Origin of the sequence: Dechloromonas denitrificans (assembly GCF_020510665.1) — a bacterium.
In the GTDB taxonomy this organism is placed as follows: domain Bacteria; phylum Pseudomonadota; class Gammaproteobacteria; order Burkholderiales; family Rhodocyclaceae; genus Azonexus; species Azonexus denitrificans_B.
In genome coordinates this window covers 2,327,990-2,341,245 of the sequence record NZ_CP075187.1, presented here as the reverse complement: position 1 = coordinate 2,341,245, position 13,256 = coordinate 2,327,990, and the positions used below count along the sequence as shown (strand labels likewise).

The 13,256-nt window shown below is 56.6% G+C and carries 14 protein-coding genes; 12 read left to right on the top strand and 2 right to left on the bottom strand.

The genetic code is table 11. The features are described 5' to 3' along the window. Positions 1-8: 8 nt before the first annotated feature. Positions 9-452: a universal stress protein gene (locus KI614_RS11145; RefSeq protein ID WP_203469407.1), complete on the bottom strand. Its 444-nt coding sequence runs from the start codon at positions 450-452 to the stop codon at positions 9-11. 82 nt (positions 453-534) lie between these two features. Between KI614_RS11145 and KI614_RS11140 the strand changes: the two genes are divergently transcribed. From KI614_RS11140 to KI614_RS11105, 8 genes are all read left to right on the top strand, one after another. Beyond that, the gene (locus KI614_RS11140; protein ID WP_226405828.1) at positions 535-1,944 is read left to right on the top strand and encodes an MBL fold metallo-hydrolase; all 1,410 of its coding nucleotides are present in this window, start codon (positions 535-537) and stop codon (positions 1,942-1,944) included. 51 nt (positions 1,945-1,995) lie between these two features. Beyond that, entirely contained in the window at positions 1,996-3,726 is a 1,731-nt protein-coding gene (locus KI614_RS11135) for a PHA/PHB synthase family protein (RefSeq protein ID WP_413464200.1), read from the top strand. 92 nt (positions 3,727-3,818) lie between these two features. Continuing rightward, positions 3,819-4,442, top strand: a complete 624-nt coding sequence (locus KI614_RS11130) for a chemotaxis protein (RefSeq protein WP_226405826.1) — start codon at positions 3,819-3,821, stop codon at positions 4,440-4,442. Positions 4,443-4,459: 17 nt separating this feature from the next. Then, positions 4,460-5,200, top strand: coding sequence for an MBL fold metallo-hydrolase (locus tag KI614_RS11125; protein WP_203467124.1), 741 nt, complete (start codon positions 4,460-4,462; stop codon positions 5,198-5,200). A gap of 81 nt (positions 5,201-5,281) precedes the next feature. After that, a complete protein-coding gene (locus tag KI614_RS11120) occupies positions 5,282-5,728 on the top strand; it encodes a hemerythrin domain-containing protein (protein ID WP_226405825.1) in 447 nt (148 codons plus the stop codon). Continuing rightward, positions 5,725-5,949, top strand: coding sequence for a DUF2249 domain-containing protein (locus KI614_RS11115; RefSeq protein WP_203467122.1), 225 nt, complete (start codon positions 5,725-5,727; stop codon positions 5,947-5,949). The genes KI614_RS11120 and KI614_RS11115 overlap by 4 nt, the downstream gene beginning before the upstream one ends. 30 nt (positions 5,950-5,979) lie before the next feature. Beyond that, entirely contained in the window at positions 5,980-7,278 is a 1,299-nt protein-coding gene (locus tag KI614_RS11110; protein WP_226405824.1) for a hypothetical protein, read from the top strand. After that, a complete protein-coding gene (locus KI614_RS11105; protein WP_226405823.1) occupies positions 7,278-7,658 on the top strand; it encodes a SirB2 family protein in 381 nt (126 codons plus the stop codon). The genes KI614_RS11110 and KI614_RS11105 overlap by 1 nt, the downstream gene beginning before the upstream one ends. Here KI614_RS11105 and fnr read toward each other — a convergent pair whose 3' ends face one another. Next, entirely contained in the window at positions 7,659-8,405 is a 747-nt protein-coding gene (fnr, locus tag KI614_RS11100) for a fumarate/nitrate reduction transcriptional regulator Fnr (protein ID WP_413464146.1), read from the bottom strand. Positions 8,406-8,487: 82 nt separating this feature from the next. On the opposite strand from fnr, the gene hemN reads away from it, so the two are divergent. From hemN to KI614_RS11080, 4 genes are all read left to right on the top strand, one after another. Further along, entirely contained in the window at positions 8,488-9,891 is a 1,404-nt protein-coding gene (gene hemN, locus KI614_RS11095; protein WP_226405822.1) for an oxygen-independent coproporphyrinogen III oxidase, read from the top strand. Between the two features lie 66 nt (positions 9,892-9,957). Continuing rightward, the gene (locus KI614_RS11090) at positions 9,958-10,623 is read left to right on the top strand and encodes a sulfite exporter TauE/SafE family protein (protein WP_226405821.1); all 666 of its coding nucleotides are present in this window, start codon (positions 9,958-9,960) and stop codon (positions 10,621-10,623) included. A 22-nt stretch (positions 10,624-10,645) separates the two neighbouring features. After that, positions 10,646-11,071: a universal stress protein gene (locus KI614_RS11085; RefSeq protein ID WP_226405820.1), complete on the top strand. Its 426-nt coding sequence runs from the start codon at positions 10,646-10,648 to the stop codon at positions 11,069-11,071. Further along, positions 11,068-13,248 carry a heavy metal translocating P-type ATPase gene (locus tag KI614_RS11080; protein ID WP_226405819.1) on the top strand — a complete coding sequence of 727 codons (2,181 nt, stop codon included), beginning with the start codon at positions 11,068-11,070 and terminating at the stop codon, positions 13,246-13,248. Before KI614_RS11085 ends, KI614_RS11080 begins: the two co-directional genes overlap by 4 nt. Positions 13,249-13,256: the final 8 nt, after the last annotated feature.

The window sequence follows — 13,256 nt, the reverse complement described above, 5'->3', positions numbered from 1 at the left end:
CGGTTTGGTCAACGATAGACCAGCACCGGAACCTTCGAATGCGTCAGCACCTTGTTGGTTTCACTACCCAGCAAAAAGCCGCTGATCCCGCGTCGACCGTGGGATGCCATGAAAATCAGGTCACATCCTGAAGTTTCTGCCGCCTGAATGATGGCTTCGTAGGGAACATCGCTCGTTGCCGAGGTGATGCTGCATTCGACGCCATTTTCAGCACAGAACTTCTGCACTTCGCCCAGATATTCCGTGGCTTGCTGGTCAGCCATTTCGGCAAATTTTTCCGGCGTTGTCGGATCGATCAGCGCCCCTTCGCCAAAATAGGCGATCGGGTACTCCGGTTTGGCAAAAAAGACGGTTACCCGGGCACCAGCTTCCTTGGCAAAGGAAACAGCACGTTGTGCCGTGGCGCGCGAGAGTTCGGAACCGTCGGTTGGGACAAGAATATGTTTGAACATGGTCACCTCCTGAAACTGTGCAATGCCGTTGCATTCGGCCTTCTTGAGGTTCATGCTACGCCAAGTCAGGAGGAAATCAACCATGCGACTCGGTTTTCTGGGGGCGGCAGGCGAGGTCACCGGTTCCTGTTATCTGGTCGAGACAGGAAATACCCGCTTTCTCGTTGACTGCGGCATGTTTCAAGGGGGTCCGGAGGCTCGCCAGAAGAATCAGCGAGCCCTCAATTTCGGCTTCGATGTCCGCAAGATCGACTTTGTTTTGCTGACGCATGCCCACATCGATCATGCCGGATTGCTGCCTCGTCTCTCGATGCTGGGCTACAAGGGGCCGATTTACGCAACCCCGGCAACGATCGATCTGCTTGAGGTTTTGCTGCCCGATAGCGCCCATATCCAGGAAAAGGAGGCCGAGTGGCAGTTGCGCCACCGGCATCGTCGCGGCATGGGCGAGCGGGGTATTCCTGCGCCGCTCTATTCCGTTGCCCAGGCCTTGTCGGCACTTGAGCAGTTAAAGCCGGTGTCTTACGGTCAAACGTTCAATCCGGTCGAAACAGTTAACGTCGTTTTTCGTGATGCTGGCCACATCCTGGGTTCGGCCCAGCTTGAAATTACGGTTTCCGGTGAAGGTCGACCGCGGAAAATGATTTTTTCCGGCGATCTCGGTATGCCGGGGCGGCCGGTTCTCTGCGATCCTGCTCAACCGACCGAGGCGGATGTGCTGCTGGTCGAATCGACTTACGGCAACCGCATGCATCGTTCGATGATTGAAACGGAAGAGGAAATCGTCGATGCCTTCGAGCGTACACGCGCTGCGCACGGCAACCTGATCATTCCGGCTTTTGCGGTCGGGCGAACCCAGGAGTTGCTGTACATGCTGGCCGATCTGGTTCGACGCAAGCGGATCAGCCCGCTCAAGGTTTATGTCGATTCACCCATGGCCAGCAAGGCGACACATATCACGATGGCGCATCGTGAATTGCTCGATCCTGAAACGCGGGATCTGATCGACTGGCTTGGTTCGCATCCGGACAAAATGCACATTGAGTTCGTCTCCGATGCCGATCACTCCAAGGCGCTGAACGATATTCGCAGTGGTGCCGTGATTGTTTCTGCCAGCGGCATGTGTGAGGCCGGGCGCATCAAGTATCACCTGCGTGAAAATCTGCCACGCAGCGAATGTACGATCCTGATCACCGGATTTCAGGCGGCTGGCACTTTGGGGCGACGCTTGGTCGATGGCGCGCGACTGGTTCATATCTTTGGTCAGCCTGTTCCTGTCCGGGCCCGTATCTATACCGTCGGCGGACTTTCAGCTCATGCCGATCAGGGGGCATTGCTCGGCTGGCTGGGCGGTTTTCGTCATCCACCAGGGCAAACCTTCGTCGTCCATGGCGAGGCTGGTGCCTCGGCCGACCTGGCGCAAGCCATCAAGGATAAACTGGCTTGGTCAAACGTGCAGATGCCTCGTCCTGGCGAGTTCGTGACACTGTAATATGCATTCGGAAAATGAGAAAAGGTGAAGCAAATGGCGGGTAATGGAGCAATGCAACGCGGCGGGATCGATATCAACACACTGAGTCCGGCCGAGTCTGTCAGCAAGGCAATTGGTGCCGCACTTGATCCGTATGGCGTGACGACTTCGCTGCTGTCTGCCCAGATGGCGTGGATGATGCACCCTCAGGAGTTGACCCGTGCGGTCAACGCGCTGTCGAGCGATCTTTTCGCCTTGCAGTCCCATGTCTTGCGTCGCGCCATGGGGATTCCTTCCGAAGATGTGATCCAGCCGAATGCCGATGATGCCCGATTCAGCAAGCCGGTTTGGACTGACTCGGCCAGTTGGGACATTATCAAGGAGTGGTACCTGGCCTTCACTCACCGTTTGCAGGACATGTATTTCGAAACGCCCGGCCTGTCCGACAAGGAGCGTCGTCGGGCGGCGTTCTGGTTGCGCAAGTGGCTGAATATGGTGGCTCCGACCAATTTCTTCTGGCTCAATCCGGAGGCGATGGAGCGGGCTGTCGAAACCAATGGCGAGAGCCTGCGCCAGGGCTGGGAGAATTTCCAGCGGGATGCCAAGGCCAAGAATATCCTGATGGTCGAGCCGGATGCTTTTGTTGTCGGTAAGGACCTGGCAACCACGCCGGGCAAAGTGGTTTTCCGCAATCGCCTGCTTGAAGTCATCCATTACACGCCAACGACCGAGAAAGTCCGGGCGATGCCGATCGTCATTACGACGCCGTGGATCAACAAGTTCTACATCCTTGACCTGACGGCCAAGAAAAGCATGGTCAAGCATCTGACCGACCAGGGTTTTTCAGTCTTCATTACCAGTTGGAAAAATCCGACGCCGGAAATGTCGGATGTTCGTCTTGACGACTATCTGCTTGATGGCGTCAATGAAGCGGTTCGCGTGGCAACCGAGTTCTGCAAGGTGGAGAAAGTTCATCTCGTCGGTTACTGCATTGGCGGTACGCTGGTCAGCACTTACATGGCCTGGGCCAACAAGCGTTTTGCCCCAGGCAAGGTGCCTGTGGCGCACTGGACGCTATTCACCACCCTGACGGATTTCTCGCATCCAGGCGATATCGATGTCTTTATCGACGAAGCCTGCATCAATGCGCTGGAGGAATCGATGGCCAAGAAGGGCTATCTGGATGGTGCCGAAATGGCCAGTTCCTTCCGTCTTTTGCGCTCTAACAGCCTGATCTGGCATTACTGGGTCAAGAGCTATCTGCTTGGCGAGAAGCTGCCGCCATTCGACGTGCTGTTCTGGAACATGGATACGACGCGCATGCCGCAGGCCATGCATGCCTATTACCTGCGTGAAATGTACCTGCACAACAATCTGATCAAGCGCGACAAGCTGAATATCGCCGGAGAGTCGATCGATCTCGACCAGATCGTCCAGCCGCTTTACGCCGTCACGGCAGAAGATGACCATATTGCTCCGTGGAAGCAGTGCTACCGCATCCGCAAGTACATCAATGTCGCGGCGCCGGTCCGTTTCGTATTGTCTACCTCTGGCCATATCCTCGGTATTGTCAATCCGCCGGCCAATCCGCCCAAGCGGGCTTACTGGATTGCCGAGCCTGAGCGTAACGAGCATTGGGAGCACTGGATGGAGCGTGCCGAAAAGAAACCGGGAACCTGGTGGGATGACTGGACCGCATGGCTTGGCGAAAGAACCGGCGAACTGGTTGAAGCCTATCCGGCGGCCAGTCGCAAGTTCCCGTCTCTGGCCGATGCGCCCGGGACTTACGTTCTCGAAAAGTAGGTCCCGCTTTCTGTGAATCGACCGTGGGCTATGCGTCCACGGTACGAATTGGTACATTAGCCGCTGACTGGGGACTTCACGGTAGAACATAAATGACAGATGCCTTGATGGCAGTGAATGCCAAAACATCGCGGGCTGGTGCCGATCTTTTGCGCATCGTCCGGATCAATGAAGAAATCAAGCGGGTTGTCGGTGTTTCCTTCAAGATCAACATCATGGCACTGAATGCCATCTTCCTGGCCAAGCGGGCGGGAACGGCCGCACTTGGCTTCGGCGTCCTGTCAAATGAGCTGCGTGTGTTTTCCCAGGATCTGAGGACCTGCATGGAATCTCTTACCGGCCTGATTCACGGTTGTGTCGATGAGGTTTCGATCGTTCTCAAGGACATTCGTTTTACCCGGTTGTTGCGCCAGACCGATCAACTGACTGCCAATGGTTCCGTGGCGCCTGTCCTGCGCCAGCGGGAAATTGAAAACGATCAGCATGAGCGCCGCCTGAGCAGTTTGCGCAAGCAGTTGAAACGCGCGCTTGAAGATGCCTTCAGAATGGTTGAATTGGGCGGTGTACTGGCTAAATCGGCCAAAATTGAAGCCGCCTACGGGCAAAGTTTTGCCCCGGCGCTGGCTCAGGTTTCCGGTGAGTTTGACGGGATTGTCGAAGAAATTCGCGACTCACTCGAGTCGTTGCGCCGTTCGGCTTTTTTCACCGGACATTGAAATCAAGCGAGGGATCGATGAAAACAACAAAAACCATTTTCCAGGAAGGCAACCACAAATGGATTGCCATTGTCCGTGACCCCAACAAGCCCGGCTACATCATCGATACCAACGAGTATCTGGTGACACATGGCGGGCGCGGCCTGTTGCTTGATCCCGGTGGTGCAGAGGTCTTTCCTGCGGTTTTTTCGGCGTTGTCTACCGAATTCGACCCCTCCTTGCTGAGCGGTATTTTTGCCTCGCATCAGGACCCGGATATTTGTTCATCTCTGGCCTTGTGGCTCGAATTCAATCCCCAGATGCGCTGCTATGTCAGTTGGTTGTGGAGCAGCTTCATTCCGCATTTTGGCGGTACGGCGGAAACGTTTGTTGCAATTCCGGACGAGGGAATCGATATATCCCTCGAAGGGCTTCATCTTCAGGCTGTCCCTGCCCATTTCCTGCACTCGTCGGGAAATTTCCACCTGTATGACAAGATTGCCAAGATTCTCTTTTCCGGCGATGTCGGTGCAGCTTTGCTGCCGCCGTCAGAGGATGCCTTGTTCGTCGAGGATTTTGATAAGCACATCCGCCACGCCGAGGGTTTTCACCGGCGCTGGATGGGCTCGAATGAAGCCAAGCGCCGCTGGTGCGAGCGTGCCGCGAAAATGGAAATCGACATGTTGTGTCCGCAACATGGTGCGATCTACCGTGGCGCGGATGTGCAACGTTTCATCAATTGGTTTGACGAATTGCAGGTCGGTATTGTTGCCGCCTGATTTTTTGTGATTTGACGGCGGTCAAGGTGGCTGCGTAGTGCAGCCCCGAAAATGAAGCCATCCAAACGCCGTGAGTGAATCATGACCAGTATCCGCAGTTTTATGACCGATGATCATCGCCGCTGTGATGACCTGTTCGCCGAAGCCGAGCAAGCTGTAGCCAAAAAGGATTTCAATCTTGCTCAGGCCAGTTTCGGGCATTTTCGTTCTGCTGTGCTGGCGCATTTCGATACCGAAGAAAAAACCCTGTTTCCGACCTTCGAAGCCAAGACCGGAATGACCATGGGGCCGACCCAGGTGATGCGCATGGAACATGCACAGATGCGTTCCCTGCTCGACGAGGCGAATGCCTCTTTGGTAGCCGGCGAGGCCGAGGATTATCTCGGTCAGGCAGAAACCTTGCTGATCATGATGCAGCAGCACAATATGAAAGAAGAAAACATTCTCTACCCGATGTGTGATCAACACTTGTCGGCAGAGTTATCCGCCGTTCTTGAACGGCTTGAAGCAGAACTCTCAGAAGCATGACTCATCCTAAAACTCCTCATGTCGTTGATGCCAGGTTCATGGAGCCACCCGAGCCATTTGTCCAGACCATGGAAATGCTCGATACGCTGAAGGAAGGGGAAAAAATGCTCCTCCTTCTTTACCGCGAACCCCACCCGCTTTATAAGGTGCTGGCCCAGAATGGCCATTCGCACGAAACCGAACTGATGCCGGACGGCACATTCGAAATCCTCATCTGGTGAGGATTGACCGGTTTTTTTTCGGGGCTTTGAATGCAAGCACTGCTGGCCTTTGAAAATGCGCCGCCTTTGATGGCGCCTTTTCGTTTCTTTATCACGGCTCCCTTGTTTGGCGTGCTGGCCGGTCTGTTACTGATCGTAGAAGGACCTTCGCTGTTTTCCTCGCGCTGGATGCCGGGGACCTTGGCCGTAACGCATTTGTTGACCGTCGGCTTCATGCTGCAAGTCATGCTGGGGGCGCTGGTCCAGATTTTTCCTGTCGTGGCGGGGGCCAATCTGTGGCGCCCCTTGCGCCTCTCGGCCATGTTGCATATCGGGCTGACGCTGGGCGCTGGCCTGCTGGCTGGCGGCTTCTATTTCGGAAGCCCGCTGTTGCTCAGCGTTGCGGCCGGAGTGCTTTTGTTGACGGCTCTGCTGATCCTGGGAGCGACAACTCATGCCCTGATTGGTGTCCGCTCCACCAGCCCGACGATTCTTGGCTTGAAGCTTGCGCTGGCCGGGTTGGCCGGCGTGGTCGGACTTGGCGTGCTGATGGCTTGGGGGCTGGCTCATGGCTGGCCTTTGCCGCTGCCCGTGCTGGCGGATTTACATGCAGCCTGGGGGCTTGGGGCTTGGGCCGGAGTCCTGCTGGCAGCGATTGCTTATGTGGTTGTGCCGATGTTCCAGCTGACACCAGGTTATCCCGCACGTCCAGGCTGGCTTTTCCCGTGCTGCATGTTGCTCATCGTCCTGCTTTGGAGCGGTGCCGTATTTTTCGATATGCCGAACATGATCCGCGTTGTCCAGGGGATAACTGCATTGCTCGGACTGGCTTTTGCTGTGCTGACCCTGCGTCTTCAACTGAAGCGTCGGCGGGCGAGGGCTGACGCCACCTACCGGTATTGGCAAATCGGTTTAGCGGCCAGCATTTTTGCACTTTTGATGTTGTTGACCGCAGCAATGTGGCCGGCTGCTTCAGAAATCGATGGTTGGACCCTGTTTTTTGGCATTACATTACTTGCTGGCGGATTTGTCCCATTCATCATCGGGATGCTCTACAAGATTGTTCCATTCCTCGCTTGGCTTCACTTGCAGAACCAAGGGCAAGCCAAGGTGGTTGCGCCAAACATGAACAAGATCCTGTCTGATGTCGACATGCAGCGGCAGATGAAATGCTATGCACTGGCCGTGGTGCTTTTGCTTGGCGCTGTGCTTTTCCCGGAATGGCTGGCACGTCCCGCCGGGGTGGTTTTTGCAGTGGCCAATGGCTGGCTCGGATTTAATTTGAGCCTCGCCATTTCCCGCTATCGCAAGCATTCGGCTGAAATAGCGCTCAAGCTGGCGGCTCGGTGATGAGTTATCTGGCACTCAAGCACCTACACGTTACGTGCGTGCTGCTCAGCGGTCTTGGCTTTTGTCTGCGGGCAATCTGGATGCTTGCCGATTCGCCGTTACTGAAGCATCGCCTGGTCAGGCTGCTTCCCCATTTTGTCGACACGACCTTGCTCGGGAGTGCCGTGCTGCTGGCGATATTGAGTGGGCAATATCCATTGGCCAACAACTGGTTGACCGCGAAACTTCTCGGGCTGCTGGCTTATATCGTCTTTGGAACGTTTGCCCTCAAGCGGGGCAGGACAAAGGCGATTCGCGCCGTATTTCTGGTTTTTGCGCTGCTCGCCTACGCCTACATCATCAGTGTTGCGCTGACGCGTAATCCACTGCCTGGCTTGTAGTCAGTTGGGATGATGATTCATCAGGGCTTTCAGCCCGTTAACATTCAATATCCGGATATGTTTTTGCTGGACGGCGATATGGCCTTCTTCCTGGAACCGGGAGAAGGCCCGCGAAACCGTTTCGAGCTTGAGGCCGAGGTAGCTGCCGATTTCTTCGCGCGTCATGCGCAGATAAAACTCGGCGTGAGAAAAACCGCGTGCCGTGAAGCGCTGCGAGAGATTGAGCAGGAAGGCGGCCAGTCGCTCCTCGGCGCGCATGGTGCCGAGCAGCATCATGACGCCGTGGTCGCGGACGATTTCGCGGCTCATCACCTTGTGAAAATGGTGCTGCAAGGTATGGATTTCACGCGACAGGCTTTCCAGTTGCGAGAACGGAATGGCGCAGATTTCGCTGTCTTCGAGGGCGATCGCGTTGCAGGTGTGGTGTTCGGTGCTGATGCCGTCAAGTCCGAGCAACTCGCCAGCCATCTGGAACCCGGTCACCTGGTCCCGGCCATCTTCAAGCAGCACATCGGTTTTGAAGAAGCCGCTACGGATGGCGTAAATTGCATCGAATGTTTCACCGGCCCGGTAGAGGTGGTCGCCACGCTTGATGCGACGACGGGTCGAAACCAGGTCATCCAGGCGTTCGAGCTCGTTAATGTTGAGTCCGAAGGGCAGGCAGAGTTCGCGCAGATTGCAGTTCGAACACGCTGTCTTGATGACCGAAAGAGAAATTTCCTGTGAAGCTGTTTGTTGGGGCATCATCAACCTGCGTTCGCTTGATCCATGTCAACCATGATTTGGCACCATCCGAACATAATCCGTGCAACTCTTGGTGGTATGTTTAATGAATTTCGCAACTGAAAACCTCGTATTCGATCCTCAGATCATTCGCCGCTTCGACGTCAACGGCCCCCGCTACACTTCGTATCCGACGGCCGATCGTTTCGTCGAAGCTTTCGATTCTGACGCTGCCAAACTGTGGCTCGGCAAGCGCAACATCGGCGGTATCAGCCGTCCGCTGTCATTATACTTCCACATACCGTTCTGTAACACTATCTGCTATTACTGTGCCTGCAACAAGATCATTACCAAGGATCACGGGCGCAGCGCCAAATACCTGAAATACCTTGCCAAGGAGCTTGCCCTGCAGAGCGCCAGCCTGGACGGTCAGGACGGTGAGCATGAAGTGATCCAGCTGCATTGGGGTGGCGGTACGCCGACTTTCCTGTCGCATGACGAAATGCGGCAGTTGATGAGCGAGACCCGCAAGCATTTCAAGTTGCTCGATGGCGGTGAGTACTCGATCGAAGTTGATCCGCGCAAGGTCGACACGGCAACCGTGGCTTTGCTTGGCGAGCTGGGTTTCAACCGGATGAGTGTCGGTGTCCAGGACTTCGACGAACGTGTTCAGATTGCCGTTAATCGCGTCCAGACCGAAGAAGAAACGGCGAATGTGATCAATGCTGCGCGGGCCAACGGTTTCAAATCGGTTTCGGTCGATTTGATCTACGGTTTGCCGCACCAGTCGGTCATGGGTTTCAACCGGACACTGGAACGTGTTCTGGCGATGGATCCGGACCGCCTGTCGATCTACAACTATGCGCACATGCCCAGCCTGTTCAAGCCGCAGCGGCGGATTGCCGAACCGGATTTGCCCTCGGCCGATACCAAGCTGCAAATTCTGGCCCTGGCGATCAAGAAGCTGACTGAAGCCGGTTATGTCTTTATCGGCATGGATCATTTTGCCAAGCCGGATGATGAATTGGCCATTGCTCAGCGGCAGGGGCGCTTGCATCGCAATTTCCAGGGGTATTCAACCTACGCTGACTGCGACATGCTGTCCTTCGGTATTTCGTCGATCAGCAAGGTCGGACCAACCTACAGCCAGAACGTCAAGACGCTCGATGAGTACTACGATCGGCTCGACGAGCAGATGCTGCCGGTGTTCCGCGGTATTGAACTGAATGCAGACGATATTCTGCGTCGTTCGATCATTCAGGCGCTGATGTGTCACTTCGAGTTGTCCATCGAGAGTATCCAAAGCGCTCACCTGATTGATTTCCACAAATATTTCGCAGCCGAGCTGGAAGATATGCGCGAAATGGAGCGTGGCGGTCTGCTCAAGATCGAGCGCGACTGGATTACCGTCCTGCCGCCAGGACGCATGCTGGTTCGTGCCATCTCAATGGTCTTCGACCGTTATCTGCGCGCCGATCGCCAGCGGACGCGCTACTCGAAAGTCATCTGAGCACTGCGTTCAGCAGAGGCGGACAGGTTAAACTGTCCGCCTTGTTTTTTTGGATGTTGCGCAGCCATGCCTGATTCCGGCTACCTTGCCCTTTTCCTTGTCGGACTGCTTGGCGGTACGCATTGTGTCGGCATGTGCGGTGGAATTGTCGGCGCTCTTTCGATGGGGGCTCCCGGTCGTTGGTCCTTGCTGCTTGCCTACAATGCCGGGCGTATTCTGTCTTATTCCGCAGCAGGGGCAATAGCCGGTGCGCTGGGGGCTGCCAGCCTGGGGCTGGAAGGCCAGGTTCCGGTTCGGCTGGGACTTTATTTGCTGGCCAATCTGATGCTGATCGCGCTCGGTCTTTACCTGCTCGGTATTACACGTGCCCTGGCCTTTACGGAGCGAGCCGGGCAATCCTTGTGGCGCTTGATCCAGCCTCTGACCCGACGTTTTTTACCGGCCGGCAATGTGCTGCAGGCCTTTCCCCTGGGCTTGCTCTGGGGCTGGTTGCCCTGCGGGCTTGTCTATAGTGCATTGGCCACCTCATTGGCGGCTGGTTCTGCCGGTCGGGGGGCATTAACCATGCTGGCTTTCGGTTTGGGTACTTTGCCCAACCTTTTGCTGGCTGGCATTGTGCTGGCCCGGCTGAATGAGTTTGTTCGCCGTTCCGTCGTGCGTCTGGTGTCCGGATTGCTGGTCCTGGGATTCGGGGTTTATGGCATGCTGGGTTTGATCCGCTTGCTTCGCTGAATTTTGTTTGGGAATGCCACTGATGAAAATTTTATTGCCCGTTGATGGCTCCGATTGCGCCTTGCGTGCCGTTGATCAATTGATCGCTCATTCCTCGTGGTACCGGGAGATGCCGGAAATCCACCTGCTCAACGTGCATCCGCCGATTCCGATGGGCCGTGTGCAGGCGCATATCGGGAAAGAGACTTTGCATGACTATTACCTTGAAGAAGGGCAGCGAGATTTGCTGTCGGCACAAGAGGCACTCAATCAGGCGGGGCGTTATCACACCAGCCACATTCATGTCGGACAGCCGGCCGAGGTGATTGCCAAGGTTGCCGCCGAGCTTGGCTGTGACCTGATTGTCATGGGGTCGCATGGCCGCAGTGGCATTGCCGGCTTGATCGCCGGCTCGGTCGCCAGCCGTGTGTTGCACCTGGCGCATTGTCCTGTGCTCTTGGTCAAATGAGCGACGATAACGCAGGCAAGGTTGTCGAATTTGCCATTGCAGGCATGACTTGTGCCGCTTGTTCTGCGCGCCTTGAGAAAGTGCTGAATCGCCAGCCGGGCTTGCAGGCCAACGTCAATCTGGCGGCCGAACGTGCCCGCGTGCGTTTTTCCGGGGCGGCAGACGAGGCGCAGGTCATCGCCGCGGTGGCCAAGGCGGGCTTTTCCGCCACTCGGGTTGATAGTCAGACGCGCGAGCGCGAAAAAGCCGAGAAAAACCGTGTTTACCGCAGCGATCTTCGTCGTTTCTGGATTTCGGTTGCGTTGACCTTGCCCTTGCTTGGCCAGATGTTGTTCATGTTTGGCGAGCATGGTCACCAGAATGAACTCCCTCGCTGGCTGCAGTTTGCGCTGGCGACACCGGTTCAGTTCTGGATCGGCTGGCGTTTTTATGATGGCGCCTGGAAAGCGTTGCGTGGCGGCGGTGCCAATATGGATGTGCTGGTTGCCCTGGGGACGACCATGGCCTGGTTGCTGTCCAGTGTCGTGACCCTGCTCGGGTTGGCGCAGCACGTTTATTTCGAAGGCGGTGCGGCAGTCATTACGCTGGTCCTGCTCGGTAAATTACTGGAGGCACGGGCCAAGTCGCGAACATCGGAGGCGATCGAGGCGCTGGTTCGCCTGCAACCGCGCATGGCGCGGGTCGAGCGTGATGGGCAGTGGGTTGAAATGCCGGTTGAAGCATTGATGCCGGGCGATATTTTCATGGTTCGTCCGGGCGAGAGCGTCCCGGTCGATGGCGAGGTGATTGACGGCGAATCCAGCCTGAATGAGTCGATGCTGACTGGGGAAAGCATGCCGGTCGGTAAAAAGGCGGGCGACAAGGTTTTTGCCGCGACAGCGAACGGGCATGGTGCGCTGCATTGTCGGGCAACCGGCGTCGGTGAGCACACTTTGCTTGCCGGCATCATCCGGATGGTGGGCGAGGCTCAGGGCTCCAAGGCTCCGGTACAGCGCCTGGCCGATCAGATTTCTGCCATTTTTGTTCCGGTTGTCTGCGCAATTGCGGCCCTGACCTTGCTTGGCTGGTGGTTGCAGAGCGGCGATTTTTCTGCCGCCTTGATCAATGCCGTGGCTGTGCTGGTGATCGCCTGTCCGTGTGCCCTTGGTCTCGCAACGCCGACGGCAATCATGGTCGGGACGGGGCAGGGGGCTCGGGCCGGAATTCTGGTCAAGAATGTTGAAGCGCTGGAGCGGGCTAAAAAAATCAGGGTTCTGGCGCTCGATAAAACTGGAACGCTGACCTGCGGCCAGCCGCAACTGACCGATATCGTCCCGCGTCGCATGGCGAGTGATGAGGCATTGCGTCTTGCCGCCGCCCTTGAACAGCATTCCGAGCATCCGCTGGCGCGAGCCGTGCTGGCAGCCCTGGGTACGGTCGACCTCGAAAAAGCGCAGGATTTCAAGGCATATCCCGGTCATGGGGTGAGTGGCATCCTGGCTGGCCGGGCGCTTCGCCTCGGCTCGCCCGACTGGCTCGATTGTTCAGCCGATCCCGAGGTGCTGGCTTTGCAGCAAGCGGGCAAGACGGTGATCGTGCTGGCCGATGAGCGGCAAGTGCTGGCTTTGCTGGCGATTGCCGATGCGTTGCGCCCAACCTCCCGCCAGGCGGTGGAAATCCTGCTGGCTCGCGGTATTCGGGTCGTCATGCTGACCGGAGACAATGAGGCAACGGCCGCCGCCATTGCTGCGCAGGCCGGTATCGTCGAGTTTCGTGCCGGTATCCTGCCGGGTGATAAGGCCAGCGCGGTGACCAGCCTGAAAGCGGATGGCTTGCTGGTGGCGATGGTCGGCGATGGTATCAACGATGCGCCGGCGCTGGCGGCTGCCGATGTCAGCTTCGCGATCGGGGCTGGTTCGGATGCGGCAATCGAGGCGGCCGACCTGACCCTGATTCGTAACGACCTGCTCGGTGTAGTCGACGCAATCGACCTATCCACGGCCACCTTGGGGAAGATACGGCAGAATCTTTTCTTCGCATTCATCTACAATGTGGCAGGTATTCCGCTGGCTGCACTCGGTTTGCTCAACCCCGTTTTTGCCGGGGCTGCAATGGCCATGAGTTCGGTTTCGGTGGTGTCGAATTCGCTTCTTCTGAAACGTTGGCAGCCGAATGCGCTGCGGCAGGAGAAAAAATAGGGCTTTGA

Excerpts from the sequence above, each read along its gene's own strand:
- KI614_RS11145 (WP_203469407.1), bottom strand. The coding sequence starts at position 452 with ATGTTCAAACATATTCTTGTCCCAACCGACGGTTCCGAACTCTCGCGC.
- KI614_RS11140 (WP_226405828.1), top strand. The coding sequence starts at position 535 with ATGCGACTCGGTTTTCTGGGGGCGGCAGGCGAGGTCACCGGTTCCTGT.
- KI614_RS11135 (WP_413464200.1), top strand. The coding sequence starts at position 1,996 with ATGCAACGCGGCGGGATCGATATCAACACACTGAGTCCGGCCGAGTCT.
- KI614_RS11130 (WP_226405826.1), top strand. The coding sequence starts at position 3,819 with ATGACAGATGCCTTGATGGCAGTGAATGCCAAAACATCGCGGGCTGGT.
- KI614_RS11125 (WP_203467124.1), top strand. The coding sequence starts at position 4,460 with ATGAAAACAACAAAAACCATTTTCCAGGAAGGCAACCACAAATGGATT.
- KI614_RS11120 (WP_226405825.1), top strand. The coding sequence starts at position 5,282 with ATGACCAGTATCCGCAGTTTTATGACCGATGATCATCGCCGCTGTGAT.
- KI614_RS11115 (WP_203467122.1), top strand. The coding sequence starts at position 5,725 with ATGACTCATCCTAAAACTCCTCATGTCGTTGATGCCAGGTTCATGGAG.
- KI614_RS11110 (WP_226405824.1), top strand. The coding sequence starts at position 5,980 with ATGCAAGCACTGCTGGCCTTTGAAAATGCGCCGCCTTTGATGGCGCCT.
- KI614_RS11105 (WP_226405823.1), top strand. The coding sequence starts at position 7,278 with ATGAGTTATCTGGCACTCAAGCACCTACACGTTACGTGCGTGCTGCTC.
- fnr (WP_413464146.1), bottom strand. The coding sequence starts at position 8,405 with ATGATGCCCCAACAAACAGCTTCACAGGAAATTTCTCTTTCGGTCATC.
- hemN (WP_226405822.1), top strand. The coding sequence starts at position 8,488 with ATGAATTTCGCAACTGAAAACCTCGTATTCGATCCTCAGATCATTCGC.
- KI614_RS11090 (WP_226405821.1), top strand. The coding sequence starts at position 9,958 with ATGCCTGATTCCGGCTACCTTGCCCTTTTCCTTGTCGGACTGCTTGGC.
- KI614_RS11085 (WP_226405820.1), top strand. The coding sequence starts at position 10,646 with ATGAAAATTTTATTGCCCGTTGATGGCTCCGATTGCGCCTTGCGTGCC.
- KI614_RS11080 (WP_226405819.1), top strand. The coding sequence starts at position 11,068 with ATGAGCGACGATAACGCAGGCAAGGTTGTCGAATTTGCCATTGCAGGC.